Origin of the sequence: Rhodococcus yunnanensis NBRC 103083 (assembly GCF_001895005.1) — a bacterium.
GTDB classification, from domain to species: Bacteria; Actinomycetota; Actinomycetes; order Mycobacteriales; family Mycobacteriaceae; genus Rhodococcoides; species Rhodococcoides yunnanense.
In genome coordinates, this window is record NZ_BCXH01000003.1 from 167694 (window position 1) to 193405 (window position 25712).

A 25712-nucleotide genomic window follows, 5' to 3' on the forward strand; every position below is an offset into this window, starting at 1 on the left:
CCTTTCGTAAACTACTGCCCCAGGAGGCGAGTCACGAGGTCGATGTACGACTGTTTCGCCGAATCCTGGGTCGTGCCTTCGAGCTTTGCCCATGCGTCGTATTTGGCGCGGTTCACCATGTCCAGTCTTCCAGGCCGCTTACCCTCGGCGTCGCCTTTCGAACCCTGTTTGAACAACGAGTAGAGGCTCAGCAGGTCGTCGTTGCTCGGCTTCGATGTGAGGGTCTTGACGTCGACCTGGGCTTGCTGGAACGACTGATCGAGATCTGACATGTGTGATACCTCCGCAGTCGGTGTTCGGGACCTGAGTGCTACTTCTGCACGATCATGACACGTATACCGGCCTGGGAGACCAACCGAATGCAATGGGCCAGAAATCTTTCGCGCGTGATGGTGATGGTTCCGTCGAGGAATCCCGCGAACAACGACGTCAATGCACCGACGACTCCGATGGCGACCAGCTGTCGCTCCTCGGAATCGAGTCCGGTCAGCTGAGCGTGCACCAGTTCGACGAAGGTGGGCACGAGAGCGGCGCCTCGTCCTCGGATCGCAGGCTCCGACAGCGGCGCTAGCAACAGCACGCGCCCGACGGCCGGATTGTCGAGGACCAGTTCGACGAACGCGCGAACCGGCGCCTCGGCCCTCTCGACCGGGCTGGTATCACTGACTGCTTCGGCGATGACTGCGCGGGCCATGTCGCCGACGTGTGCGTACACGGTGCGGACGTAGTCGTCGCGGTCGGTGAAGCTCTCGTAGAAGTACCGCTCGGTGAGACCGGCGGCTCGGCAGGCCCCACGAACGCTGGCGTCGGGACCGTCGGGAGCGCCGAGCATGTCGATCCCCACGGCGAGAAGGGTGTCGCGACGGTGGGCTCGCCGTTCCTCGATGGTCACCGCGCTCCGGATTCCGTGTCGGAAAAAGGTTGACTACGCATGTTGTCAAATTCTAGTCTGACAACATGCGTAGTCAGCCCAAGCCCGTTCCGCTGGGCCCCGATTCGCTCACCTGGAAGTACTTCGGGGACTGGCGGGGCATGCTGCAGGGCGTCTGGGCCGGTTCGATGCAGAACATGCATCCCGGCCTCGGCGCAGGCGTCGAGCAGCACTCGACGTTCTTCGACGAGCGGTGGCAGCGTCTGTATCGGTCGCTCTATCCCATCGGTGGTGTGGTGTTCGACGGCGATCGGGCCGAGGAGACGGCGCTGCAGGTACGCGGCTATCACGAGGGAATCAAGGGTGTCGACGCCCGTGGCCGTCGGTATCACGCGCTGGACCCCGACACGTTCTACTGGGCGCACGCCACGTTCTTCATGGGCACGATACTGACGGCGGATCACTTCATGGGCGGTGTCACCGAGGCCCAGAAACGGCAGCTGTTTCTCGAGCACATCCAGTGGTATCGGCTGTACGGCATGAGTATGCAGCCGGTGCCGGAGACCTGGGAGGACTTCCAGCTCTACTGGAAGCGCATGTGCTGCGAGGTTCTCGAGGACAACAAGGCGACCCGCGAGGTGCTCGATCTGTCGCGGCTCGGCCCGCCGCCGTATGCGTCGTGGATTCCCGACGCCCTGTGGTCGGTGCTGCGGATTCCGATCGCTCGCGGATTCGTCTGGCTCACGGTCGGGATGTACGACCAGCCGGTGCGAGATCTGTTGGGCTACACGTGGACTGCGCGAGACGCGCGTCTGCACAGGCTGGCAGGCAAGGCGGTGAAAGCGGCGTTCACGCTGGTTCCGCGGCGATATCGGATGCATCCCCGCGGGAGGGCAGGGTGGGATCGAGCACTGGGGCGCAGTTCGTCCGATGCGCCGCTGCCCCAGACGCCTGCTCGAAATCTGCCGCCCGTGAGCGAACGGAACGATCCCAAGCACTACAGCCCGCACGTGTAGTTCGGCGTCGGGTGTAGTTCAGGGTTCAACGGGTACTTGTCGAGGCATGAGCAACTCTCTCCTGCACAACGTCAGAACAGGCTCGGGCAAGCCGCTGGTCCTCGTCCACGGGCTCGGGTCCAGTTACCGCAACTGGGATCCGATCGTGCCAGCGTTGAGCGCGGAGCGGGAGGTCATCGCCGTCGACCTGCCCGGGTTCGGTCGAACGCCACCGCGTGCGAACGTCACGATCGCAACGCTCACCGATTCTCTCCGCGAGTTTCTCGACGCGGAGGGTCTGTCCGACGCCGATGTCGTCGGAAGTTCGATGGGTGCGCGCATGGTTCTCGAGCTTGCTCGACGCGGTCACCGCGGGACTGTGGTTTCTCTGGATCCTGGCGGATTCTGGAACGATGTCCAAGCCAAGGTGTTCGGGGCGTCGATCACGGCGTCGGTGGCGCTGGTCAGCAGGATTCAACCCCTGCTGCCCTTCGTCACGGGCAACCCGGTGACGAGAACGCTTGCGCTGGCTCAGTTCTCGGCGGCGCCGTGGAAGCTGCCGCAGGAACTCGTGCTGACAGAGCTTCGAGGGTTCGACCACGACGCGTCGCCGTCCCTGTCGGATGCGCTGAAAGCGCTCATTCATGGTCCGCGTCAGGAAGGGAGCTCGTCGACGAGCAAGGTGGTCATAGGCTGGGGTCGGCAGGACAAGGTGACGCTGCCGAGCGAGGCGAAGGTCGCGATGGCGAAATTCCCGGGCGCCGAACTCCGGTGGTTCGACAAGTGTGGGCACTTCCCGCACTGGGATCAGCCCGAGCAGACTGTCGACGTCATCCTCGAGGCCACCGGCTAGCCGAACGAGCACGGCCACGCACTCATCGAGTGTGCGTGGCCGCGTGCGGGTAGTGGTAGGTCCGCTATCCGTTCCACCAGGGGCGTAGTGGGACGTGAGCGTCGCCCTTGGGGTCGGGCTTGACGCCCAGAACCTGGTGCAGCTGAACGACGTTACGTTCGAAGCCGAGGCGTGAGCCTGCCATGTACAGGCCCCATACACGGGCCGTTCCGATTCCGGCTTCGGCTACGCAGGCGTCCCAGTTGTCGACGAGATTCTTGCACCAGGCCTTCAGCGTCAGCGCGTAGTGCTCGCGGAGGTTCTCCTCGTGCCGGACTTCGAGGCCCGCGTCCTGCATCTCGGTGATGATGCGACCGGAGCCGGTCAGTTCGCCGTCGGGAAAGACGTAGCGATCGATGAATGCACCTGCGCGCGCGTGACTTCGGTTGTCCGGCCGGGTGATGGAGTGGTTGAGGACTCGGCCACCGACGCGAAGCTTGGACTTGATCGATTCGAAGTACGACGGGTAGTTGTGCACACCGATGTGCTCGGTGAGGCCGATCGACGACACGGCGTCGAAATCGGTTTCGACGATGTCGCGGTAGTCGGAGAAGCGGACCTCGGCGAGGTCGGCCAATCCTTCCTCGGCGATCGCCTTCTGCGCCCAGGCTGCTTGCTCCTTGGAGAGCGTCGCGCCGATCGTCTTGACGCCGCGGCGGGCGGCGTATCGCACCATTCCGCCCCAGCCGCAACCGATGTCGAGGAGACGGTCACCCTCTTTGAGTCCCAGCTTCTCGAAGACGAGGCGATACTTGTTCTCCTGCGCGGCTTCGAGACTGTCGTCCTCGGAGGTGTACGCGGCGCACGTGTACGTCATCGAGGGTCCGAGAACGTACTCGTAGAACGTGTTCGAGACGTCGTAGTGGTGCGAGATCGAGTCGGCGTCGCGTGTCTTCGAGTGCCGCAGGCCCTCTGCGATACGACGCCACCGCGGTACCACCTCCTGCGGGGGAGGTGCGATGGGACGCAACAGGTCCCAGCCGAGCGAGCGTGTGATGGAGGCCAGCGTCAGGGCGTTGGGTCGCCGAAAGTGCAGTTCGTCGCCCATGACCCGGAGAATGTCGTACGGGTCGCCTGGATGGACGCCGACGGCTTCGAGGTCGCCCGAGATGTAGGCGCGTGCCATACCGAGATCGCCGGGCGCCGTGGCGAGATACGTCGTTCCCCGTGGGCTCTTGAGCTCGAGTCCGAGCGCCGCGTCCACCGGGCCGGCGGAGCTGCCGTCGTATGCGGTGAATCGAAGCGGGATGTTCCCGTCGGAGAGCAGCTCGAGGATCTCGGAGATGGTGAGCTTGTGTGCTCGGGTGGCTTCACGCGACCCGGGCTCCTTGAATGTCGTCATTTTCTTTGCACCGCCTTCGAATACATGTCCAACAGACGTGAATTGGGGTCGTACCTTTTCTTCAGTTCTTTGAACTTTGCGCCGCCGTAGAGCGCGGCAAACTCTTCCTCGGTGTAATACGCGTCCGAGTAGAGAGATTTGTGACCGTCGAAATCGCTGACCTTGTTCTCGATCGCGCGGTTGGCGGCACCGTCGGGCGCGCCTGCGGTGATGGGAACCGAGGACCAGAAACCGATGTTGACGTACGTCCGCTTCGGTTCGAGTGGGTACAGCGGCCACGGACGGGCTGCGTCGGCGCCGGGGAGGGCGGGCTCACGAAGCCGCAACGGGCACAACCACAGTGGTTCGATCGGTATTTCGTCGAGGAACCACCGCAGGAAGGACGCGGTGTTCTCGATGGGCACTTCGACGTCCTGGACTACGCGTTCGCGGGGTGGATTGCCCTTACGGGCCTCGAGCCGATCGGCGATGTCGTACTTCTGATCCAGCCCGATGAGCTTCCAGTAGAAGCTGGAGCGTCGGTATGCCGTCGGCCAGAATCGTCGAATCTTCGGGTTCTGGGTGCCGAATGCACGTGAGCACCAGAACCAGTCGGTGTCCCAGCGCCACAGGTAGTCGTGGATGGTCAGGCGATCGGCTTTGGGGGTCGATCCGGTGTGTTGGATGGACCGGTAGTAGATGTCGGACCCGGAGTGGTAGTTGCTGACGGGACCTGCTTCGGCCGTCTGGACACCGAGTGTCAGGTAGCTCTCGTTCTCCGAGAACACGACGCCGTCGAGATACTGCACGGCGATGCCGTCGTAGGAATGGTCCGACGCGATCCGGTCCATCGCGGCCTGCATCGAGTCGAGGTCGTCGAACCGCAGGTGCCGGAGGGCGACGAAGGGAAGTACCGGTTCGAGGGCGATCTTCAGGCGAGTGGAGTACCCGAGAGTGCCGTAGGAGTTGGGGAATCCCCAGAACAGTTCGGAGTCTGCGCCGTCGGGTGTCGCTGTGACGATCTCGCCGTTTCCGGTCAGTACGTCGATCTCGAGAACCGATTCGTGGGGGAGTCCGCTCCGGAACGAGGTGCTCTCGATGCCGAGCCCGGTGACGGCGCCACCGAGCGTGATCGTCTTCAGCTGCGGGACGACGAGGGGGACGAGTCCGTAGGGGAGTGTGGCGTCCACCAGGTCCTCGTACGTACACATGCCCGCGACGTCTGCGGTCCGGTCCTGGGGGTTGACCGAGATGACCTTTGTGAGCCCTGAAACGTCGAGACCGGGGGCCGTCGACTTCGCGCGGGCCCGGAACAGGTTCGACGTCTTCTTCGCCAGCCGGACCGTCGCATCCGTCGGGATCGCGCGGTAGCTGCCGAGTAGCTGCTCGACCCCCGCACGATGTGCCGCGAATCCGGTCTCCCGTGGTTCGGGCTTTCGTCTCGTGAACCCACGTCTCATGAACCCTCCCGATGAAGCCACAGGAAGACGCTATCTCCACCTGTCGTCGAGAGCCACCGAGAATGTCGCACCCGCGGGGAAACTTCACGCAAATGTTGCTCGATCTGCGGTGAATAACAGGACAAACAAGACAAATGGTTGCGTTATACATCTTTTTTGCGCTGCTAAAGAAATTGCGGGGTGAACCATCTCACATCACGCCATTCGTTCTTGGCCGATCGGACGCCGATAGAGGCAGGATGGATTCGGACATCGACATCGACAGTGAAATCGACAGCGAACGAAGGAGTCACCAGTGGCACAGGTAAGCGCCAGCAGTTCCATCACCATCGCCCAGGCGCCGGATCAGGTGTTGGCAGCGCTCACCGACTACGAGACCGTACGGCCGCGGATCCTGCCGGAGCAGTATCTCGACTACACCGTCGTTCAGGGCGGACAGGGAGACGGAACCGTCGCTCGCTGGACGTTGCAGGCCACTTCGAAGAGGTCGCGGAACGTCGAAGCCACGGTGAGCGTCGAGGGATCGACCATCGTCGAGCGAGATGCGAATTCCTCGCTCGTCACCACGTGGACGGTCGCGCCGTCCGGCTCGGGCAGTGAGGTCACGACGACGACCGAATGGAAAGGCGCAGGCGGCATCGGCGGCTTCTTCGAGAAGACGTTCGCGCCGCTCGGCTTGAAGAAGATTCAGGCGCAGACGCTCGCCAACCTGGAACGAGAAGTCCGCTAGTCGGAGGCTCGTGGCTGGCTGCTCGTGAACTGTGAGCTTGTGACGAGGGCCAATGCGCCCACGATCACGGCCCGCATCGACAAGGCCCAGCGATCGGCCGGGCCCCAATTTTCTGTCACGTGCGCCAGCTCGGCCAGTGCGACTGCATGCTCCGCTACTGTTTCGACGACCCACTCGGTCTGAACGGGGGCGAGCCCGTAGAGCTGTGCATACTGCGTCTTGACGACTTTCGACGCGGTGAGTGCGGCCGATTCGAAGCCCGGAAGCGACGTCTTGTTTGCCAGGTAGCCGGCGATTCCGGGGTTCCGATGCACGAGATCCTTCAGCGCGTCGGCGAGGATGGCCAGAGATCGATCGATGGGATCTCCGTCGCGTGGCGTCGGTACTGTCCATCGCGCCAGGATCTCCTCGGCGACCAGAACTCGCAGTGCCTCTACGTTCTCGATGTTGTTGTAGACGGCCACGATGCTCACGCCCAGCTTGTCCGCAACCGACTTGACCGTCACCTTGGGCAGAGTGAGCTCGATACCGGCCTCGGTCAGGTTCGTCGATGTAACTCTGCGCGGACGCCCCGGCAGGGCTCGATTCGCGTCGTGCATCCACGGAGCATACGAGGGGAAACCGGGAATGCCGAGAGCGCTGGTGCAGACGCGTGTGCCGAGTTCTCTACCCGGGCCCTCGCAAAACGTCGGTAAAGTTTAGCCTTACTCAAGTAATGTCTGCATGGGCACGAGGAGGCGGCATGACGGTACCGGAACTGGACCCTCAGTCCTCCGACGCCACGATGCGCACGCTTGCCATCAGTCGGCCGAGGCCCGGTGTGTTCAGCATGACGTCCGTGCTCGCTCGCGACCCGCGCGAAGGTGACTGGAACGGGTCGAACTGGGACGAGCAGACGATCTCGACGTGGCTCAGATTCCCGGGGGTGTCTCCGGACGACTACACCGTTCGCCGGTTCGATTCAGGCAGGGGCATCGTCGACATCGATTTCAGGCCGGGTCCGCAGAACACGATCATGCAGCGTTGGCTCGAATCCGTGAAGGTGGGCTCCAGGCACCGGATCTCCAAACCGGGAAATCATCTTCCGAATTTTCGGAGTGGTTGTCGCACAATGCTGTTCGCCGACGAGGTGTCGCTCCCTGCGGTGCGTTCCATCCTCCAGCAGTGGCCGACGTCGGTGGACGGCGCAACGATCAGCGGTACGGTCTGGATCGACACGCCGAATCCCGCCGATGTCGCCGACCTGCCCGTGATCGATGAGGTCTCCATCGTCAGTTTTCACATCGGGATGGGATTCGACCCTCTGGTGACAGCGGCGCGTCGATGCGATCTCAGTTCCAGGACGACCGTGTGGGCAGCAGGCGAACGTCGGCGAATGGACGCCATTCGCGCAGCCTGCGACGCGGCAGGTCTGTCGGACGACGACGCCAGGGTGTTCGGGTACTGGTCGAACGATCGGTCCCGCCGACGGAGCTAGTGCTGCTGGTCGGGACGTGCTGCTGGTCGGGCCGTGCTGCTGGTCGGGACGTGTGTAGGGAACGGTTACGCTGGCGGGGTACCCGAACCGAGAGGACACCACTGTGCAACCCGGTGAGCAGCCAGATATTGCGTCGATCATGCAGCAGGCGCAGCAGATGCAGCAGCAATTGATGGCTGCGCAAGCACAGATCGCCGAGACCGAGGTGACCGGGCAGGCAGGCGGGGGTTTGGTGACTGCGACGGTGAAGGGAACCGGCGAGGTGGTCGGGCTGTCTATCGACCCCAAGGTCGTCGATCCGGAGGATGTCGACACTCTCCAGGATCTGATCATCGGTGCTATCGCTGACGCGTCGAAGGCAGCTCAGTCCGTCGCCGCAGAGAAGCTCGGTCCGCTCGCGGGTGGGCTCGGTGGCGGTTCGCTCGGCCTTCCCGGCTTCTGAGGACGGGAAGACGTGTACGAAGGTCCTGTTCAGGATCTGATCGACGAGCTCGGCAAGATGCCGGGTGTCGGCCCCAAAAGTGCGCAGCGCATAGCTTTTCACCTCCTGGGTGTGGAACCCCCAGAGGTCGAAAGGCTGATCAAGGCACTGCAGCGGGTCAGGGACGGTGTCCAGTTCTGCACCATGTGTGGCACGGTGTCGGACAAGGAACTGTGCCGGATCTGTGCAGATCCACGTCGTGATCGCAGCATCATCTGCGTCGTCGAGGAACCCAAAGATGTTCAGGCAGTGGAACGCACGCGCGAGTTCAAGGGGCGATACCACGTTCTCGGTGGTGCGCTCGACCCGTTGAACGGTGTCGGGCCCGACCAGCTCCGCATCCGAGAGTTACTGGTGCGCGTAGGAAATCAGGAGGACGGTGTCGACGTCTCCGAGGTGATCATCGCGACCGACCCCAACACCGAGGGTGAAGCCACCGCCACCTACCTCGTCCGCATGATGCGAGACTTCCCCGGCCTGTCCATCACCAGGCTCGCGTCGGGACTGCCGATGGGCGGAGACCTCGAGTTCGCCGACGAGCTCACCCTCGGCCGTGCACTGACCGGCAGGCGGCTGCTGTAACGCGCGGCTGTGTTTGTACCGGCTGCTGTAAAGCGCAGCTGCGTTGTAGCGGCTGTGTTGCAGCAGCTGTGTCTGAACGGCGCTGTCAGAACGGCGGTGGTCGTCGTTTGTCGCGCTCGGTGACGATCGCCCGATGTTCGAGGAACCTGGCACGGAGATAAGTTGCGTCTTCTCGGGCTTGGGGATCGGTCAGGAGAGCGATGTCGCCGAGCGAGGGCACGACTGTCCTCAGGTCCGTGTTGAACAGGTGCTCCCAGTGCGTGTCGGTATCGGAGATATGTATCTCCCACCAGGTCGGCTCGTACAACTCGTCGGGTGCTTCACGTAGCAGGGCGCCTGCGGGTGGATCCGCAGCCTCGGCCGCTGACTCCGAGCCGTCCGTTGACTCCGAAGCGTAGCTGACGCAAAACTCTTCGCTGCCGTCGCCGAAGACCGTTGTGGGGTGGCGAAGTGGATGATTGTGGGTGAAGGTCGCCGGGATCAACACTGTCCCGAATGTGGGCGGCGTGATGCGGTGCAAGCCAGAGGCGGAGCGCCAGTAGATGGCGTCGCCGGCGAGTTTGGCGCACGCCCACAGTTCGAGAGTCTTGGCGCGATGGTGGTGAGGGCACAGTGGGTGGAGGTTCGAGAGGATAGTCCAGCCACCGCTGCGAGGATCGTTGTGGTCGAACGGAACGATGTGGTCGATGTCGCACCGGGATGCGGGCACGCTGCACTGCGGGAAGGTGCATGTGGTGTAGGTCGCGCGGACGAGTGCGACGAGTTCGGCGGAGGGTCTGTAGACCAGCGCGCTCGGCGGTGGGGAGTCCAGCCCGCCGTGCCCGTCGGGAAACTGTCCCAGTGCGAGACTGACATCGGCCTGAGCAGCCGCAAGAAACTCCGCAATGGCTGCGGACAGAGCTGTGCCCTGCCCGAGGATGCTGGAGCACCGTGCGCCCTTCGCTCGCACTGTGTCCTCGTTCGGTGCGGGCAGCGGAGCCCCCTTCCGAATCCGGCCCCGCATCAGAAGCTTTCGCGTACGCGGGCCCGGCGGGCGCTGCCGTGGGCCTGTGCTGCGCGGAGTGTCGGAAGTCTTGCAAATCTCGGAGGTCTCGGAGGTCTCGGAGGTCTTGGAAGTCTCGGAGGTCTCGCGGGTGTCGGCGGCACTGTCGCCAGGAGAGTCCTCGTCGGCAGAACTCTTGCCAGAACTGTCGTCGACGGATTCCTGGTCGTCCGGACTGTCAGCAGCACTAGCTGCAGCGTCAGTTCTCTCGTCGCCGGACGCCTTGTCGTCAGAACTGTCGTCGTCAGAACTGTCGTCGGCAGAGTCCTGGTCGTCAGAACTGTCGTATGCAGAATGCTCGCCGTCAGAGCTGTCGCCGTCAGAGCTGTCGTCGTCATCTCGGTCGGAGCCATCGCCCTCATCGGCAGACGGGCCCGACTCTTCTCGACCGGACTCATCTCGACCGGACTCGTCTCGACCGGACTCGTCTCGACCGGACTCGTCCTGACCGGACTCGTCCTGACCGGACTCGTCCTGACCAGACTCATCTCGGCCTGACGCGTCTTCGCCCGACTCATCCTCGGGATCCGCGTCGGTTCCACTTGCGGTCTCGTCGGCGCCGAGGTTCGAGAGGTGTGCACGAGCTGCATCCCGCATCTCGGTGAGGAAGCCTTGCCACTGTGCGTTCTCGGCCAGTAGTCGCGCTGTCTCGGCGTCGAGAACGGTCCCGTCGGGGAGCGTTGCGGGAGTATCGGAGAGTCCGAGCAACGTGTCGATATCGACAAGAATCTTGATGAGAGCAGGCCGCCGCGGTGCACGCCGTTCGGCCGCTCCCGAGACTGGGCAATTCTCCGTGCGGCATTGGCACACGATGATGTCTTCGTGGTGGGCGAGGGCGATGAGTGCATCACCGCGGAGATGCTTCTTGGTGCGTGGGTCTTTGGGGCACACCGTGGACACGAGCTCGTTCAGGACGGCATCGAATTCGGCGGCTTCGACGACCGTCATGGAGGCGAACAGAGATGCGGTGCCGTCGCAGCCGCGTCTGATGGTCACCCCGCGCTCCTCGGACTCTGCCTTTCGTCTGGCCGCAGACGCCTCGTCCGGGTCGTGGGCGGTCCAGTACTTCCAGATGGTGTCGGCGAGAGTCCTCACGCCGTATCGCAGCGATGCCGCCAGAATGTCGGCTTCGAGAGCGGCGACAGTGGTATCGCTGGCTTTCGCCATGGTCAACGCAATGGTGCGTGCACGCGGGTAGTCCAAGTCCCCTGCAGTGAAGGCTGCATCGACAGCGGGGAGCCGAGACGTGAGTTGTTCCCCTGTGGTGATCATGTCACGGGTGACGGTTCGTGAAAGTGAGAGTGCAACCGCCGCTTCGCATTCGGCACCGATACGGGCCTTGTACACGTCAGGGTCAGCGGCGCCGCGCTGGTCTCTGCCTACGTAGTTGCCGTGCGTCCGACCGTACTGATAAATCTCTGCTTCGGTGGACAAGCGCAGATCCACCAGATCGCTCAGCTGGTGGACGGTGGCAGCGGCGGAGATGTTCTCGTGACGCCTACGGTCCGCCAGGGTCGCAAGAGACTCGGATGCAGCAGAGTCTGCATCGCGTCTGATCTTTTCGAAGCCCCCCCGGCATCCCCATGCACACCACTGTACTCGAACACATATTCGAACACAACCCCAAAAGTGCTGCGCGCTACCGCATACCGCAGATGGCCATGGCGGCCACGATCCCGCCACCTACCGTCCCCGCGCCTACCGTCCCCATCGCCCATCTAGCTTCCCCGCCACCGACCGCCCCGCCACCGACCGCCCCGTCACCGACCGCCCCGTCACCGACCGCCCCGTCACCGACCGCCCCGCCACCTACCAGCGCGCCCGCTACTTCAGGCCTGTTCGGCTCAGTGGACGCTCTTGTGGAGGTCGGTGTGAGCGAGGCAGATGTGCGCCAGCTCGTCCAGGGGGACGGACAGGGCGCCTGCCAGAGCGGCGATCGTGGTGAATGCGGGCGTCGGCATCCGGCCGGTCTCGATCTTGCGCAGCGTCTCCGGTGAAATTCCGGCCTCCTGGGCGACATCGATGAGGGCGCGTTCGCCACGGGCCTGCCGCAGATATGCGCCCAGTCGATGGCCGGCTGCGAGCTGAGCGGGAGTCAAGGGGAGGCGCACCATTCCCGCAGTCTACCGGAGCCCGGTATGAAAATACCGCCCCGATCGTCTATGTTGGTATTTTAATACCGCGCACCGGGCCGGTCGAAAGGAAATCTCTGTGTTGGAACTGAAGACACCCCGCGAGGTGGATGCAATGCGGGTGACCGGCGTGTTCATCGCCGAACTGCTCGACGACCTCGCGGCCCGAGTTGCGCCCGGGGTGAATCTGCTCGACCTGGAACATCGGGCCCGCCACCTTCTTGCCGAACGAGGCGCCGAGTCGTGTTACTGGGACTACGCCCCCTCGTTCGGGCGAGGGCCGTTCCGAAATGTCATCTGCCTTGCGGTCAATGACGCTGTGCTGCACGGTCTGCCGCATGATTACACCTTGCGTGACGGCGACCTGCTGACCATGGACATCGCGGTCTCCATCGACGGCTGGGTCGCGGATTCGGCTCGAAGCGTGATCGTCGGCCTTGCGGACCCCGCCGATCTGAGGCTGATCGAGGCCACCGAAAATGCCTTGGCCGCAGGGATTTCCGTCGCACTGCCCGGAAATCGTCTGGGCGACATCTCGGCAGCGATCGGCGCTGTGGCAGCGGACTACGGGTACCCGGTCAACACCGAGTTCGGTGGACATGGACTCGGCCGCACCATGCACGAGGATCCGCACGTCTCCAATTCCGGCCGCGCCGGACGCGGTCTCAGGCTGAAACCCGGCCTCACCCTTGCGCTGGAGCCCTGGTTCGCTCAGGGCACCGACAAGATAATCTACGACGACGACGGCTGGACCATCCGCTCCGCAGACGGATCTCGTACCGCGCACAGTGAACACACCATCGCCATCACCGACGGCGAGCCGTTCGTGCTGACCCGGCTGTAAGCGCAATCCGTCAGTGCCGCAGTCGTTCCCGCCTGAGTTGAGTGACCTCGGGTAGCTCCAGCGGCGGAAGTGGCGACCCTATCGCCTTGGCCAGTAGATAATCGGCGAGCTCGGGATTCCTGGCCAGTACAGGGCCGTGCATGTACGTCCCGATCACCGATCCCTGCACGACGCCTTCGCGGCCGTCACCTACGCCGTTTCCGACCCCGTGTGTGACTTTCGCGAATGCGTTGGCATCTGGGCCGAGAGTTGTGCCGCCGCGGTGATTCTCGAATCCCGTGAGCGGCGCGGTCAGACCCTCCAGTGTCGGTTCGCTGATGACCTCACCGATCGATCGGGTCTCCTGCGGGGCGGTGGTGACATCGAACAGCGAGATTCCCGATACCCGTTCCCCGGACGACGTCTCGTACCAGTGTCCGAGCACTTGAATGGCCGCACAGATCGCCAGAACCGGCGCACCGCGCTCCGCAGCACGCTGCAGGCCGGGGTATCTGTCGAGGTGCCGTGTCGCGAGGCGTTGCGCCGAGTCCTCGGCACCGCCGAGTGTGTAGATGTCGAGCGACTCGGGCACTGGGTCGCTCAGTGTGATCTGGACGACCTCGGCGTCGATGTCGCGCATCCGAAGCCGTTGTTTCAGGATCAACGCGTTGCCGTTGTCGCCGTATGTTCCCATGACGTCGGGCAGAACGAGGCCGATGCGGACGGTGGATTCAGGCATTGTTCACCTCGCGCGACAGTGCGCGTCCCAGATCGCGGAACGCGGTGTAGTTCGCCAGCACCTCGACGCGCCCTGGCGGGCAGGATGCGATGGCTTTCAACGGATCTGCGACCGTCGTGTGCGGTGAACCCGCATACAGCAGCCGCACTCCGAGGTCCGTCGCGCGCTCACCGGAGGCGACGACGGTCACGTTCTCGAAGTGCTCGAAGCGGACGTCCCACAGCCATGACAGATCCTCCCCGTCGGGGACCTGCCCATTGACGGCGATGACGAGCCCGTCGACCGTCGGGTCGATCATCGACAGCGCCTCTTGCCATCCGGCCGGGTTCTTCGCGAGAAGCATACGGACAGAATGTGATCCGTACTGAACGGTGGAGTATCGACCGGCTACCTCGTCTACTCCGGCGGCCGCGGAAACTGCGTCCGATGCGCCTGCTCCCAACGTCACCGCTGCGGCGACTGCTTGAGCTGCGTTGCCGCGGTTGGCCTTACCGGGTAGCGCCAGCGACATCGGGATCTTCAGGCCGTCCGGCCCGTAGAGGTTCTCGTCGTCGAGCCACCAATCCGGCGTCGGCCGCTCGAAGGTCCTGCCGGACTCCGGTTGGCCAGTGCTGTACCAGTGGTCCCCGTCCCAGAGGATCGGCTCGCCGGTACGCGGACAGCTGACGGAGTCGCCCGCCCAACCACCTCCCGCGGCCACCCACACGACGTTCTCGGCGTCGAACGCAGCCGATGTGACGAGGACGTCGTCGCAGTTGGCTATGACGACTGTTTCGGGATGCTTGGCCAGCCCGGCGCGGAGCTTGCGTTCGATCATGTTGATCTCGCCGACGCGGTCCAGCTGGTCGCGACTGAGGTTGAGCAGCACCACGGCGGCCGGGGAGACCGCGTCGCACACGTGCGGGACGTGGAGTTCGTCGACCTCGAGTGCCGCGAGCGGAGCGTCGAAGTGTGCATGCAGCGCCGCGACGATGCCTGCATCCATGTTGGCGCCGTCGGCTTGCGTTGCGACTTCGCCCAGCGTCGACAGTGCCGCGGCGGTCATGCGCGTCGTCGTCGACTTTCCGTTGGTACCCGTGATGACGACCGTACGACGACCGGAGCCGAGGCCGGTGAGAATATCCGGGTCGATCTTCAGGGCGACCAGGCCGCCGATCATCGATCCTTTGCCTCGGCCTGCCTTGCGTGATGCCCACGTCGCAGCCTCGGCCGCCCGTAGCGCCAGCCTGCCCCGCGCACCTATCGCCGCTCTGCGACTACCCGCTCGAACCATGCGCCGAGTCTGGCACAAACCCGTCGCACAACTCTCCTCGGAACGTGCAGTTGCACGCTATCTTCTACTGAAACACGTTCCAATAACGATCTGGGAGATGCAATGGCACCGGCTGTGGAGGACATCAGAAAGACCATCGACGCCTACGTGCAGGCGGTCGCCCATGGAACCGTCGACGAGATCGCGGCGCTGTACGCCGCGGGGGCGACGGTGGAGGATCCGGTCGGATCCGAGGTCAGAACCACCGAGGCGTCGATAAGGGAGTTCTACGCCGTCCTGGAGCCGCTGCAGCAGACGGCGGAGCTTCTGACGGTGAGGATCGCCTCTGGTTCCGCGGCATTCCAGTTCAACCTGACCACCGTGTTCGGGGAGAACACGTTCGAGGTCGCGCCCATCGACGTCATGGAATTCGACGACGAGGGGAAGATCACGTCGATGCGGGCGTATTGGAACGAATCGGACATGGTTCAGCGGTCTGCCTGACGCGAACGCGTGCGCCTGCTCGCGCCATGCCGCCGAGACACCCGGCGATGACGACGGCGCCACCGAGAATCGACAGCACGCTCGGCGTCTCGCGCAGGAACAGCCACGACCCTGCGATTCCGACGATGGGCACCAGCAGCGAGAACGGCGCGACGACGCCCGCCGGGTGCCTGCTGATCAGAATCGTCCACAGTCCGGATCCGGCGATCGTGCCCAGAAGAACGACGTAAGCGAGGCCTACGAGCGCGGGCCACCCGTCGACGCTGAACGAATCTGCCAGTGCGCTCCACCCGGCCGTCGGCCCCTCGACGGCAGCGGACATCGCCAGCATCGGCAGGGGCGGGACGACGCACATCCACAGCATCAGCCGCATCGGCTCCGTGGACCGCGCGAGCTTGTTGCCCAGGTTGCCGAATGCCCAACCGAGCCCCGCGAGCAGGGTGAGTACTACCGGCAGCAGTGTTGCCGACTGGAAGCGGTCGTAACCGATGATCGCCATGCCTGCCACCGCGACCGTGATTCCGAGAACTTGACGCCTGCTGACCTTCTCCCGCAGCAGAAGAGCGCCCAGCAGCACCGTGAACGGCGCCGACGATTGAAGTACGAGTGACGCGAGGCCGGTCGGCATGCCCGCGTTCATGGCAGCGAAGAGGAACGCGAACTGGAGGAAGCCGAAACCGAAGCCGTACAACAGAAGCCACTTCAGCGGAACGTCCGGGCGACGGACGAACAACACGACGGGCACGGCTATGACGAGGAACCGGAACCCGGCGAAGAAGAATTGTGGAAAATGGTCGAGACCGACTCTGATGGCGAGGAAATTGAGCCCCCACAGTACGGCGACGGTCAGTCCGAGCAGGCGGTCGCGGTTGGTCACGGAATCAATGGTGACCGCCGCGAAGCATCAGGACAATCGAATATATTCGCACCAACAATTAAGATTTTCTACATGAATGTCGAGCGCCTCAGGATTCTCCGCGAACTGGCGGATCGCGGCACCGTGGGCGGGGCAGCCGCGGCACTGTCGTTGACGCCGTCCGCGGTATCGCAGCAACTCAAGCTCCTCGCACGAGAAGCAGGCGTGACGTTGCTCGAACCCGACGGCCGACGGCTCAGGCTCACCGATGCAGGCGCAGCGCTCGTACTCCGCGCCGACGAGGTCCTCGGCGCCCTCGACAGGGCAACCGCGGAAATGGCGTCGTACAGCGGATCGCCGCGCGGTCGCATACGCGTCGCGCTGTTTCCGTCCGGTGCCGCACTGCTGTTGCCCGGCGTGCTGGATCGCTTGCGCGGCAGCGATACCCAGATCGACGCGAGCGACGAGGACCTTCCGGCTTCCGCTGTACCGACTCTGCTCGCCGACTACGACGTGGTACTGACACATCGAGACGACCGAGCGCCCGCGACTGCGGCACCCCGAATCGAGGTGTTCGCCCTCATGCGTGAACCCATCGACCTGGTGCTTCCGCCTGATCATCCACTTGCTCAACAGGATTCGGTGGATCTGAGGCAGCTCGCAGATGAAAGGTGGATCAGCGTGCGCGGTGGATTCCCGGTGGACGACGTGCTGCTCTCGGTCGCTGCCGTAACCGGAGTTCAACCACGAGTGGTTCAGCGCATCAACGATTTCCGGGTGACCGAAGAGCTCGTCGCACGCGGACACGGCGTAGCGCTCATGCCGCGCTACGCCGTGGTACATCCGGATCTCGTCAGGCTCCCACTCTCCGGCGTGCGTGCCGGTCGCATCTACGAACTCGCGACGCGACCGGGTGCGCACGAGCTTCCTGCCGTCGCCGCCGTCACCGACGCATTCCGAGCCGAGGCGGAAGCCCTGGAGCTGCCCTGAGTTACTGCAGGGCAGAAATTACTGCAGGGTCGAAATTACTGCAGGGCCGAAATTACTGCAGGGCTTTTGCTTTGAGCTGGGAGAATTCGTCGTCGGTGATCGTCCCGTTGTCGAGAAGAGTCTTCGCGTGTGCGATCTCCTCGGCAGATGTACGACCTGCTACCTGCTTGATGTATTGCTCCTGCTCGTCCCTGGCGTGCTGGGCGGCGCGCACCTGGCGCTTGGTCATGTCTCCACCCTTGGCGATGATGTACACCAACGCGGTCAGGAACGGAGCAACGATCAGGAAGAACACCCAGATGGCTTTTACCCACCCGGAGGTCTTGTGATCACGAAAGAGATCGCCGATGATCGAGAACAGCACCATCAAGTAGGCGACAAAAGCGAAGCTGACAATGATCAGCCACAGAAAATCCCAAAACGAGTCCACGGTTCAGTGCTCCATTTCGCTGGTGAGAGACCCTTCGGTTAATCCCACATCGCGCATCGAGCAAGATCATCATCCGAAACAGGTGAAATGATCCGACACGAGCCGACTTCCCGCGATCGCCGGTCCCGACTCCGCGACGAGCCCGGATCCACGGACCCGGAATTCACGGACCCCGAATTCACCCGCGCCGGATGAAGCGAGCCGACCCGGACGCGGAGAAACATCTGGACAATGAGCCTCGAAGCTGCGAACGAGTCGGTGTTCGACGTCGGACCTGTCGGCGTTCTGGTGGTGACCTTCCCCGGTGATCGCGCCGACCCTGGCGTGATCGGCGCGCTTGCCCAGGTCGTCGAGCAGGGCTTGATCTCGTTGCTCGATCTGGTGTTCATCGGCAAGAGCGAGGACGGCTCGCTCCACCAGGTCGACGTCGACGAAAGCCTCGACAAAGTGGGGCTCGAGATCCTGTCGATCGAAGCGAAAGCGCTGATCAGCGACGACGATCTCGACGTCGTCCGCGACACTCTCGAACCGGGCAGCTCCGCCGCGATCCTCGTCTACGAGCAGACGTGGGCGCGCACCCTCTCGGCCGCATCGAGGAACGCAGGCGGCGAAGTCGCACTGCATGTCCAGATTCCGCGCGAGACAGTGGAAATCGCTCTTGCGGCAGCTATGTCGTAACGGAACCAACAGAGTCACCAGAGAAAGGCCAGCACATGGTTTTCGGACGCGGACGAGTCGGTAGGCCGGGACTGCTGGGCACAGTGGCCCGTACCGCAGTCGTCGCAGGCACCGCCAATGCGACGTCGAACATGATGAACCGTAGGCGGCAGGCCCGCGACGAACAGCAACAGGACGCGCAGGCCTACCGAGATCAGCAACAGGCACCGCAGGCAGCTCCAGCAGCTCCAGCACAGGCAGCTCCGACAGAAGACGACCTCGTGGCCAAGATCAAGCAGCTCGCGGACCTACGTGATCAAGGAATCCTCGACGCCGACGAGTTCGCGGCCGCGAAAGCCAAGCTCTTGGCAACCTGATCCCCGGGGGCGGTGGACCACTCGGGCCCCTCCTCGCCGTCCGGCGAGAAGGGGCCCGAGTGGTTGCTGGAACCTGTGGCGCGTGTGCGTCTACTTCAGGGCGCGGTTGACGGCCGAGACGACCGCCCTCAGCGACGCAGTGGTGATCGACGTCGCGATTCCAGCGCCCCATACCGTGACCGCGGTGCCGGTCGGACCCGTCACCGAGGCCTCCACGTACGCCGCGGCCTGAGCGTCGTCGCCCGCGGACATGGCGTGCTCGGAGTAGTCCAGGACGCTGACGTCGTACCCGACCGTGGACAGCGCGTCGACGAACGCGGCAAGCGGACCGTTGCCGGAGCCGTTGATGTCCTGCTCGACGCCCTCGAGCTTGACCGTCGCGACGATGGAATCGGTTCCGCCGTCGGTCTCGGCTGCAACGACGCGTTGCTTGATGCGCTCGAGCGGGCGAACCGGGCTCAGGTACTCCTCGGCGAAGACGTCCCACATCGCCTTGGGCGATACCTCGCCGCCCTCGCCGTCGGTGATGCGCTGCACGGCCTGCGAGAACTCGATCTGCAGCCGACGTGGCAGTGCCAGACCGTGATCGGACTTCATGATGTACGCCACGCCGCCCTTACCGGACTGCGAGTTGACGCGAATGACGGCCTCGTAGGTGCGGCCGACGTCCTTCGGGTCGATCGGCAGGTACGGAACCTGCCACGTGATGTCGCCGATGTCCGAGTCCTGCTCGTCTGCAGCGGTTTTCATGGCGTCAAGGCCCTTGTTGATCGCGTCCTGGTGGCTGCCGGAGAACGCGGTGTAGACCAGATCGCCGCCGTACGGGTGGCGCTCGTGGACGGGCAGCTGGTTGCAGTACTCGACGGTACGGCGGATCTCGTCGATGTTGGAGAAGTCGATCTGCGGGTCCACGCCGCGCGTGAACAAGTTCAGGCCCAATGTCACCAGGCAGACATTGCCGGTGCGCTCGCCGTTACCGAACAGGCAGCCCTCGATGCGGTCGGCGCCTGCCTGGTAGCCGAGTTCGGCTGCGGCAACGCCTGTTCCGCGATCATTGTGGGGGTGCAGCGACAGGATGATGCTGTCGCGGCGGCTCAGGTTGCGGCTCATCCACTCGATCGAGTCGGCGTAGACGTTCGGTGTCGCCATCTCGACCGTCGCGGGCAGGTTCAAGATGATCGGCTTCGCCGGCGACGGGTCGATGATCTCGACGACGGCGTCGCAGACCTCCTTGGCGTACGACAGTTCGGTTCCCGTGTAGGACTCCGGGGAGTACTCGTAACGCCAGTCGGTGTCCGGGTAGTTCGCCGCGACCTCGAGACACTTGCGGGCCCCGTCGGTGGCGATCTTCTTGATGGTGTCGCGGTCCGCCTTGAACACCACGCGGCGCTGCAGGATGGACGTCGAGTTGTAGAAGTGCACGATGACGTTGCGTGCACCCTCACACGCCAGGTAGGTGCGCTCGATCAGCTCGGGGCGGCACTGCGTGAGCACCTGGATGGTGACGTCGTCGGGGATCGCGCCGTCCTCGATGATCTCGCGGACGAAATCGAAATCGGTCTGGCTGGCGGACGGGAACCCGACCTCGATCTGCTTGTATCCCATACGGACCAGCAGGTCGAACATGCGACGCTTGCGTGCCGGGCTCATCGGATCGATGAGCGCCTGGTTTCCGTCACGGAGGTCCACCGCGCACCACTGTGGAGTGCGATCGATGATCTTGTCGGGCCACGTCCGGTCCGAGAGAGTGACCGGTTCGACTTCTTCGGCGAACGGACGGTACCGGTAGGTCGGCATCGAGGAGTTCTTCTGCGTGTTCCACACAGGCTGATCGCTCGGTGCTGGGCGGGACGGGGGAGTGATGGTCCGCGATCCCGAGGTGAATGCGTCGGCAGGTGACATGAGCTCTATCTCCGAGGTTGCTGGCTGAACAAGGAATCGACCGGCGCGATGAAACCCCGCGACGGGAAGCCAGTCTGGATCAGACCCCGTCGCGGCGGCTGAGGAGGAGCGCGCGCTGCATGATTGCGAGTGTACTACCGGGTGCGGCACTCCCACGCCCGGGTTGGATAACGGTTCAGTCCGGCAGTCTGCGCAACTCGACGACGGTCAACCCGAGCGCATCGAACCGGGCCAGCATGCCGCGCAGTGCGGTGTCGTCGTCGATGGGTCCGAACAGCCTGGTGTACGTCAGCGGAACCTTGGCGACAGCGAGATCGGGGAATGCTGCCTTCGCCCGTTCGGACAGGTCGCCCTCGACGACGAATTCGTATCGGACCCCTCGGTAATAGGTGTCGGCCGGCTGCGCCATGGGTGCCGCTCCTTTGGGTCCAGGTCTGACTGTGACTACCAGCGTGGCGGTCGTCGGCGCCGGTTGCATCACCCGGAGTTGGTGAATAAAGCGGACGGTCAGAGCAGGCCGAGGTCGTGGGCCGCGGCGATCGCGTCACGCCTGGAACGAACTTCGAGTTTGCGGTAGATACCCCGCAGGTGAGTCTTGATCGTGTTGACCGAGACGAAATGGTCGGACGCGATCTGCTCGGCCGTCCGCCACGACGGCAACTCCCGGAGCAGTTCGAGCTCGCGCGGCGTCAGCGTCGTGGTCGGCCTGGGAGCGTCGTCGCGTCCACGGGGAGGTACGGCGCCTCGCACGGTGTCCGCGAACGACTCGAGACGTCCGAACCTGCCATGATTTCGGCTGAGAATCTCGCGGACGTCGCTGCCGTATTCGGCGAACGGTCGCAGTATGCGCTCCGGTTCGGCCAGCGTCAGCGCGCGCGTCGCCAGCTCGTACGCCTTGGTCGGATTGCGCTTGGCGTGCGCGATCGACGACGCAGCCAACAGTGCTCGGACGAGGGTCACCGGGCTCGCGCACGTCCGAGTTCCCTCGATCACCGGCGCGAGTTCGGCGTCGGCGGCGTCCAGGCGTCCACACCGGCGATGCACGTCGGCGGTCAGCAGAGATACTTCGCCCGTGCGGCCGATCCTGCGAGCCGTCACACCGACGAGTTCCGCGGCCCACAGCGATTCCCCCGCCGAGTGGTACCTCTGCTGCACTACGGGTGCGAGTAGCGCCTCGAAACCGGGGATGACGGGGCGGTCGTACTCGAGCCACTCGCGGCCGACACGGTGTACCCCGCGCGAGTCCGTCCTCGTCCCTAGCGCCCACGCTGCTCTGCGCCCGTAGTCGGCGACAGCGGGCACGGGAGCCGAGCCGATCGTGGACCACATCGTGTCGGGATGCGACACGGCGTCCATACGCAGATGTGCGACGAGTGCTCCCAGTGAGCATGCCGCTGCTGCGATCTCGGTCTCGGTGATCGAATGGGTACCTGCATACGCGACGGCGTCACGCGAACGAACAAGCGCATCGTCGAGTTGCCCGTCGAGCAGGTGCGACGCAGCCGAGGCGGTCATGCACATCAGCGCAGTGCGATGAAGCCCTCCTGCCTGCGCATGCGCTACGGCATCGGCCAGCAACCTTCTGGCTTCACCGGTCCTGCCCAGGTACAACCGGGCGGTGCCCGCCGTCGACAGCGTGAACGCGTCGAGAGCCGGACTGTCGGCCTGCCCGATCTCCAGCGCCTCCAGGTGCGCCAGCGCAGCACCGATGTTGCCTGTCTGGAATGCGGCCTGCACCTCCAATGCGCGCCGGAGGAGTTCTGCGGCACCGGCGGCATCAGAATCCGGCGTCGTGGGCATATGGCGGCGGAGGGCGGCCAGCGTCGAGACAGCGGGGGCTGTACTTCCGTTGGTCAAATGTGCTGCCGCGCTCAGTAATCGGCCGTACGCGGACTCCCGAACATTCTGCGGACTTCGTTCGAGCGCGCGAACCACCGCCTCCGAGTGGCCCTGCATGACGAGATCGAGGCCCGAGGAAGCCAGCGTGGCCGACGTCGCCCTGCTGTCCCCGGCCTGTGTGCTGTGTTCGAGTGCCTGCAGTGGCTGCCGAGACTCGGTGAACCACTGAGAAGCAACGGATTCGAGATTGCGGACCTGAGCGACACCGAGGCGATACATCTCGGCTCGTAGATACCCCCGCATCAGTGGGTGGTACCGGTAGGTCAGATCCGGTCCTGGAGTCTGTTCGATCAGAAAGTTGCGTGCGAGAAGCAAATCGAGTGTCTGCTGCACGTTCGAGCTGCCGGTGAGCTGCTCGGCGAGATCGACGGTGAACCACGCAGGAACGGACGTCTCGACGAGGAATCGCCTTACCTCCGATGTCAACCCGGCGAGCACCTCGCTCACGAGGTAGTCGGCGACGTTGTGCTGGGAGCCGGTGAACCGGTCGACGACCGATCCCGGATCTCGGCTGTTCGCCAGCGTCATGGTCGCCAGCCGCAAACCGGCGGCCCATCCCTGAGTTCGGGCGATCACGGCATCGAAGTCAGTGCTGCTCAACGTGATTCCGGACGCCGCGAACATGGTGTCCGCCTCGCTCGAGGTGAAAGCGATGTCATCGGTCGTGATGTCTCGAACTCGACCGTCCAATCGGAGTTTCTGCAACGCCAACGGCGGTTCGAACCTGCTCGCGATCACCGTCCTGACGTTGCGCGGAGGCCAGTGCAGAAAGTTGCCGAGTGCCACCAATACGTCGCGGTCGTGCAGAAGGTGTGCATCGTCGAGCACCATCAATATCGGCTCGTCGACGCTCTCCAGCGCTTCGACCAGCAGCGCGCTGTAGTTCGCGTACTCGGGTTCACCCGGCAGCGGCAGCCCCACCACTGCGTCCGCCACTGCCCCCGATCCGGACTGCATCAACGCCGACGCGATGCACGCACGCAGGGATGCGAGCGAATTGTCGGACTCGTCGATGGTCAACCACGCGACCGCCGGCTTGGTTGTGTGACTACCGGGGTTGTGATTACGGGGGTTGTGAGTGGCGGAGATCCAGTCGACGAGAAGCGTCGTCTTGCCGGAGCCTGCAGGAGCCGTGAGCAGCGTGACGGTACTCGGTTGCGCCGCGCTCTCGCCCAGCGCCTCGACGAGCCGATCGCGCCTGATGGTGGCGCCGGGTCGAGCCGGGACACGGCACCGCAGGTGCGGCACCGCGCATGGCAACGTGGTCATGCGAACGAACCCCCCTCCCGACGAACGGTGCTCACGGGACTCGTTCGGCCGAGGCCCGTCTTCTGATGACAGGAGTCCGATCCTTGTGGGTGGACTCGCCAATACTATTACTGCCAGCGGCTTTTCGGGTCTTCGAACTGAAAGGTGTTCGGCTGAGGTTTGTTTCGCGCCGATGTGCGACAGGGTGAGATCGGATCGGGGCCTGATACCGGAACCGGTGTCGAGAAAGGCGTCGGGAAACCGGTCACGTGCGCTGTTTGTACGCCGTCGAGAGTTGTTCGATCCGTGCAGTCCATGGCGTGGTCTCGCCGAAATCACGGCCGTCTGCGACGCTCCAGCACTGCGCGAGCAACTCGTAACCGAGCCGGTCCACGCCAGCGTGACGCGTCCACTGCGAGACCGTCCACCGACGATCGTTGTGCGCTGCGTCCGCGCCGGCGAGAGCGGAGTTGACCAGCTCGAACTGGACATCGCGTCGTAGTTCCAGGCCGCGTGCGCTCGCGGGGTGCGCGGTGGACACGTGCTGCAGTAGCTCGCTGGAGAGGTCGAGAACGCGGCGATCGGACCAGCCCAGTGCTCGACGAAACGCGTGCGGTTGCACACACCACAGGACACCGAACGCAACGAGCACTCCGAGAACGGTCTCGATCACACGGTCCGTCACCACGTCTGCCGTGGATGCGTCGGGGTGCGACAGCGACCCCATCAGCAGCGCGAGCGGGGTGATGAACACGACCGCGAGACCGTAGTTGCGGGCCACCGATATCTCGATGAGGAACTGAAGGGCCATCAGAACGACGATGATCGTCACACCCGTCACCGACAGTTCCTGCACCAGCGCGAACAACGCGACGCCGAGCACCGTGCCACCCAACCGCTGCACTCCGCGATAGCTGCCGTGAACCCGGTCGGGGCCCTGCTGGAGCACCAGTACCGCACCGAGGACGGCCCAATCCGGTCTCGGCAGTCCGAGCGCCACAGCCATGCCGCCCGACGCGAGAGCGCCCACGAAAACCCTCGTCGCGGTGGCGACCGCGTGCGACTGCGGGTGAAGCGAGCGGCGCAACCGGTAGGCCACGCTCGGTCTGGCCAACGGCAGTACGTCACTGGGAGCGTCGACGTCCGCGTCGGGATCAGGATCGAGATCGACAGCGTGCGAGCTTCGGGCGTGCGTCGCCGCCGCAAAACTCAGATGGGCACTGAACAGGGCCTGTACCAGGGCAGGACGCGGATTGCGAGTAGGCAGACCTGCGTCGTACACAGCTGCCCACGCCGCATGCAATCGCGATCCGGCAGCTCGCCGAGCCCCCGCGTCGGACAGGTACATCTCGACAGTGCTCTTCGCGGCGGACACAGCGTCCTCCTCGGGGGCTCGCGGCGCCCACAACACCGGTGCCATCGACACGAGGGCGGCGGACACGGCACCCGCGGCGGCCCATGCAGCTGCCGTCGTCGGCGATATGTGTGCGCTCGGAAGGTACGACGACACCGCGCAGACGAGGACGAAGAAGAAGGCGCCTGGCGCACCCAAGCGCAGTGCGGCGACGATGTACACCGCGATCGCGGCGACGACCGCGAGCACCAGGACCGGAACCACGTACGAACTCCCGCTGCCCGCCGTCGCTCCAGCCAGGACCGACGCGACGAGCGCCACCCCGGCGATCGATACGATCCGCCACCGCGATCGGTACGGCCTTCCCTCTCCGTAGATCACCGCGAAACTCCCCGACACGGTCAGCAGGGCGGCAGTCTCGAAGCCCAGAACCCACGCGATCGACGCCGGAATTGCGAAAGCGAGCGCAGCACGAACTCCACCCGGCCACCGTCGCCCGGCGGACGGCAGCCCGAACAACACCGCGCGGGCACTGGGCGGGGGAGGAGGAGTCGGACCGTTCACGTGGACTGATGCTAGAGCCACCGCGTCGACCCAGGTCATCAGGACTACCGGGTCGCTCGCGGTTGCCCCGCACTCCTACTTCCCGCAGGTAGGGGCCATCACTGCCGACACGCATCGGTAAGCTGTTGCTCGAT

At 64.3% G+C, this 25712-nt stretch carries 26 protein-coding genes; 11 read left to right on the forward strand and 15 right to left on the reverse strand.

Going from position 1 to position 25712, the window contains the following annotated elements; translation table 11 throughout:
- Positions 1-11 precede the first annotated feature (11 nt).
- Complete coding sequence (locus tag RY1_RS07190) at positions 12-272, reverse strand: acyl-CoA-binding protein (protein ID WP_072802858.1); 261 nt, start codon at positions 270-272, stop codon at positions 12-14.
- 38 nt (positions 273-310) lie between these two features.
- A complete protein-coding gene (locus tag RY1_RS07195; protein ID WP_072802859.1) occupies positions 311-892 on the reverse strand; it encodes a TetR/AcrR family transcriptional regulator in 582 nt (193 codons plus the stop codon).
- 65 nt (positions 893-957) lie between these two features.
- Here RY1_RS07195 and RY1_RS07200 point away from each other — a divergent pair, with 65 nt between their 5' ends.
- Positions 958-1887, forward strand: coding sequence for an oxygenase MpaB family protein (locus RY1_RS07200; RefSeq protein ID WP_072802860.1), 930 nt, complete (start codon positions 958-960; stop codon positions 1885-1887).
- 46 nt (positions 1888-1933) lie between these two features.
- Positions 1934-2719 carry an alpha/beta fold hydrolase gene (locus tag RY1_RS07205; RefSeq protein WP_072802861.1) on the forward strand — a complete coding sequence of 262 codons (786 nt, stop codon included), beginning with the start codon at positions 1934-1936 and terminating at the stop codon, positions 2717-2719.
- 64 nt (positions 2720-2783) lie between these two features.
- Here the strand turns inward: RY1_RS07205 and RY1_RS07210 are convergent, their stop codons facing one another.
- Positions 2784-4100, reverse strand: a complete 1317-nt coding sequence (locus RY1_RS07210) for a class I SAM-dependent methyltransferase (RefSeq protein ID WP_072802862.1) — start codon at positions 4098-4100, stop codon at positions 2784-2786.
- Positions 4097-5539, reverse strand: coding sequence for an FAD-binding oxidoreductase (locus tag RY1_RS07215; RefSeq protein ID WP_072802863.1), 1443 nt, complete (start codon positions 5537-5539; stop codon positions 4097-4099). The genes RY1_RS07210 and RY1_RS07215 overlap by 4 nt, the downstream gene beginning before the upstream one ends.
- A 295-nt stretch (positions 5540-5834) precedes the next feature.
- On the opposite strand from RY1_RS07215, the gene RY1_RS07220 reads away from it, so the two are divergent.
- A complete protein-coding gene (locus RY1_RS07220) occupies positions 5835-6269 on the forward strand; it encodes an SRPBCC family protein (RefSeq protein WP_072802864.1) in 435 nt (144 codons plus the stop codon).
- On the opposite strand, the gene RY1_RS07225 is transcribed toward RY1_RS07220, so the two are convergent.
- The gene (locus tag RY1_RS07225) at positions 6266-6868 is read right to left on the reverse strand and encodes a TetR/AcrR family transcriptional regulator (RefSeq protein WP_072802865.1); all 603 of its coding nucleotides are present in this window, start codon (positions 6866-6868) and stop codon (positions 6266-6268) included. The genes RY1_RS07220 and RY1_RS07225 overlap by 4 nt on opposite strands.
- 143 nt (positions 6869-7011) lie before the next feature.
- Between RY1_RS07225 and RY1_RS07230 the strand changes: the two genes are divergently transcribed.
- From RY1_RS07230 to recR, 3 genes are all read left to right on the forward strand, one after another.
- The gene (locus RY1_RS07230) at positions 7012-7746 is read left to right on the forward strand and encodes a siderophore-interacting protein (protein WP_072803060.1); all 735 of its coding nucleotides are present in this window, start codon (positions 7012-7014) and stop codon (positions 7744-7746) included.
- A gap of 103 nt (positions 7747-7849) precedes the next feature.
- Positions 7850-8188, forward strand: a complete 339-nt coding sequence (locus tag RY1_RS07235; RefSeq protein WP_072802866.1) for a YbaB/EbfC family nucleoid-associated protein — start codon at positions 7850-7852, stop codon at positions 8186-8188.
- A gap of 12 nt (positions 8189-8200) precedes the next feature.
- Positions 8201-8809, forward strand: coding sequence for a recombination mediator RecR (gene recR / locus RY1_RS07240; protein WP_072802867.1), 609 nt, complete (start codon positions 8201-8203; stop codon positions 8807-8809).
- A gap of 85 nt (positions 8810-8894) precedes the next feature.
- On the opposite strand, the gene RY1_RS07245 is transcribed toward recR, so the two are convergent.
- Entirely contained in the window at positions 8895-11285 is a 2391-nt protein-coding gene (locus RY1_RS07245; protein WP_139279750.1) for an HNH endonuclease signature motif containing protein, read from the reverse strand.
- Positions 11286-11695: 410 nt separating this feature from the next.
- Complete coding sequence (locus RY1_RS07250; RefSeq protein WP_072802869.1) at positions 11696-11965, reverse strand: helix-turn-helix domain-containing protein; 270 nt, start codon at positions 11963-11965, stop codon at positions 11696-11698.
- 97 nt (positions 11966-12062) lie between these two features.
- On the opposite strand from RY1_RS07250, the gene map reads away from it, so the two are divergent.
- Positions 12063-12827 carry a type I methionyl aminopeptidase gene (gene map, locus RY1_RS07255; protein ID WP_072802870.1) on the forward strand — a complete coding sequence of 255 codons (765 nt, stop codon included), beginning with the start codon at positions 12063-12065 and terminating at the stop codon, positions 12825-12827.
- A gap of 10 nt (positions 12828-12837) precedes the next feature.
- Here map and RY1_RS07260 read toward each other — a convergent pair whose 3' ends face one another.
- Together RY1_RS07260 and RY1_RS07265 are read right to left on the reverse strand one after the other, a co-directional pair.
- Positions 12838-13545: a type 1 glutamine amidotransferase gene (locus RY1_RS07260; RefSeq protein ID WP_072802871.1), complete on the reverse strand. Its 708-nt coding sequence runs from the start codon at positions 13543-13545 to the stop codon at positions 12838-12840.
- Positions 13538-14818, reverse strand: coding sequence for a Mur ligase family protein (locus tag RY1_RS07265; RefSeq protein ID WP_072802872.1), 1281 nt, complete (start codon positions 14816-14818; stop codon positions 13538-13540). The genes RY1_RS07260 and RY1_RS07265 overlap by 8 nt, the downstream gene beginning before the upstream one ends.
- 102 nt (positions 14819-14920) lie before the next feature.
- Between RY1_RS07265 and RY1_RS07270 the strand changes: the two genes are divergently transcribed.
- Positions 14921-15301 carry a nuclear transport factor 2 family protein gene (locus RY1_RS07270; RefSeq protein ID WP_072802873.1) on the forward strand — a complete coding sequence of 127 codons (381 nt, stop codon included), beginning with the start codon at positions 14921-14923 and terminating at the stop codon, positions 15299-15301.
- Here RY1_RS07270 and RY1_RS07275 read toward each other — a convergent pair.
- Positions 15246-16178 (reverse strand): EamA family transporter, encoded by a 933-nt coding sequence (locus RY1_RS07275; RefSeq protein ID WP_072802874.1) that lies wholly within the window; start codon positions 16176-16178, stop codon positions 15246-15248. The genes RY1_RS07270 and RY1_RS07275 overlap by 56 nt on opposite strands.
- Before the next feature lie 72 nt (positions 16179-16250).
- Between RY1_RS07275 and RY1_RS07280 the strand changes: the two genes are divergently transcribed.
- Positions 16251-17147, forward strand: coding sequence for a LysR family transcriptional regulator (locus tag RY1_RS07280; protein ID WP_072802875.1), 897 nt, complete (start codon positions 16251-16253; stop codon positions 17145-17147).
- 52 nt (positions 17148-17199) lie between these two features.
- On the opposite strand, the gene RY1_RS07285 is transcribed toward RY1_RS07280, so the two are convergent.
- Positions 17200-17577, reverse strand: a complete 378-nt coding sequence (locus tag RY1_RS07285) for an SHOCT domain-containing protein (RefSeq protein WP_072802876.1) — start codon at positions 17575-17577, stop codon at positions 17200-17202.
- A gap of 231 nt (positions 17578-17808) precedes the next feature.
- On the opposite strand from RY1_RS07285, the gene RY1_RS07290 reads away from it, so the two are divergent.
- On the forward strand, positions 17809-18255 hold the full coding sequence (locus tag RY1_RS07290) for a DUF6325 family protein (protein WP_072802877.1): 447 nt from the start codon (positions 17809-17811) through the stop codon (positions 18253-18255).
- A 35-nt stretch (positions 18256-18290) separates the two neighbouring features.
- On the forward strand, positions 18291-18611 hold the full coding sequence (locus RY1_RS07295; protein ID WP_072802878.1) for an SHOCT domain-containing protein: 321 nt from the start codon (positions 18291-18293) through the stop codon (positions 18609-18611).
- 90 nt (positions 18612-18701) lie between these two features.
- Here RY1_RS07295 and leuA read toward each other — a convergent pair whose 3' ends face one another.
- The 4 genes from leuA to RY1_RS07315 form a co-directional block, all read right to left on the reverse strand.
- Positions 18702-20513 (reverse strand): 2-isopropylmalate synthase, encoded by a 1812-nt coding sequence (leuA, locus tag RY1_RS07300; protein ID WP_072802879.1) that lies wholly within the window; start codon positions 20511-20513, stop codon positions 18702-18704.
- A 175-nt stretch (positions 20514-20688) separates the two neighbouring features.
- Positions 20689-20922: a DUF8691 family protein gene (locus tag RY1_RS07305; protein WP_072803061.1), complete on the reverse strand. Its 234-nt coding sequence runs from the start codon at positions 20920-20922 to the stop codon at positions 20689-20691.
- A 98-nt stretch (positions 20923-21020) separates the two neighbouring features.
- Positions 21021-23681, reverse strand: a complete 2661-nt coding sequence (locus RY1_RS07310; RefSeq protein ID WP_072802880.1) for a helix-turn-helix transcriptional regulator — start codon at positions 23679-23681, stop codon at positions 21021-21023.
- Between the two features lie 244 nt (positions 23682-23925).
- Positions 23926-25578, reverse strand: a complete 1653-nt coding sequence (locus RY1_RS07315) for an FUSC family protein (protein ID WP_169914587.1) — start codon at positions 25576-25578, stop codon at positions 23926-23928.
- Between the last annotated feature and the right edge of the window lie 134 nt (positions 25579-25712).

Excerpts from the sequence above, each read along its gene's own strand:
- leuA (WP_072802879.1), bottom strand. The coding sequence starts at position 20,513 with ATGTCACCTGCCGACGCATTCACCTCGGGATCGCGGACCATCACTCCC.
- RY1_RS07190 (WP_072802858.1), bottom strand. The coding sequence starts at position 272 with ATGTCAGATCTCGATCAGTCGTTCCAGCAAGCCCAGGTCGACGTCAAG.
- RY1_RS07265 (WP_072802872.1), bottom strand. The coding sequence starts at position 14,818 with ATGGTTCGAGCGGGTAGTCGCAGAGCGGCGATAGGTGCGCGGGGCAGG.
- RY1_RS07215 (WP_072802863.1), bottom strand. The coding sequence starts at position 5,539 with ATGAGACGTGGGTTCACGAGACGAAAGCCCGAACCACGGGAGACCGGA.
- RY1_RS07270 (WP_072802873.1), top strand. The coding sequence starts at position 14,921 with ATGGCACCGGCTGTGGAGGACATCAGAAAGACCATCGACGCCTACGTG.
- RY1_RS07200 (WP_072802860.1), top strand. The coding sequence starts at position 958 with ATGCGTAGTCAGCCCAAGCCCGTTCCGCTGGGCCCCGATTCGCTCACC.
- RY1_RS07305 (WP_072803061.1), bottom strand. The coding sequence starts at position 20,922 with ATGGCGCAGCCGGCCGACACCTATTACCGAGGGGTCCGATACGAATTC.
- RY1_RS07310 (WP_072802880.1), bottom strand. The coding sequence starts at position 23,681 with ATGACCACGTTGCCATGCGCGGTGCCGCACCTGCGGTGCCGTGTCCCG.
- RY1_RS07205 (WP_072802861.1), top strand. The coding sequence starts at position 1,934 with ATGAGCAACTCTCTCCTGCACAACGTCAGAACAGGCTCGGGCAAGCCG.
- RY1_RS07280 (WP_072802875.1), top strand. The coding sequence starts at position 16,251 with ATGAATGTCGAGCGCCTCAGGATTCTCCGCGAACTGGCGGATCGCGGC.
- RY1_RS07250 (WP_072802869.1), bottom strand. The coding sequence starts at position 11,965 with ATGGTGCGCCTCCCCTTGACTCCCGCTCAGCTCGCAGCCGGCCATCGA.
- RY1_RS07230 (WP_072803060.1), top strand. The coding sequence starts at position 7,012 with ATGACGGTACCGGAACTGGACCCTCAGTCCTCCGACGCCACGATGCGC.
- RY1_RS07225 (WP_072802865.1), bottom strand. The coding sequence starts at position 6,868 with ATGCACGACGCGAATCGAGCCCTGCCGGGGCGTCCGCGCAGAGTTACA.
- RY1_RS07210 (WP_072802862.1), bottom strand. The coding sequence starts at position 4,100 with ATGACGACATTCAAGGAGCCCGGGTCGCGTGAAGCCACCCGAGCACAC.
- RY1_RS07260 (WP_072802871.1), bottom strand. The coding sequence starts at position 13,545 with ATGCCTGAATCCACCGTCCGCATCGGCCTCGTTCTGCCCGACGTCATG.
- RY1_RS07290 (WP_072802877.1), top strand. The coding sequence starts at position 17,809 with ATGAGCCTCGAAGCTGCGAACGAGTCGGTGTTCGACGTCGGACCTGTC.
- RY1_RS07295 (WP_072802878.1), top strand. The coding sequence starts at position 18,291 with ATGGTTTTCGGACGCGGACGAGTCGGTAGGCCGGGACTGCTGGGCACA.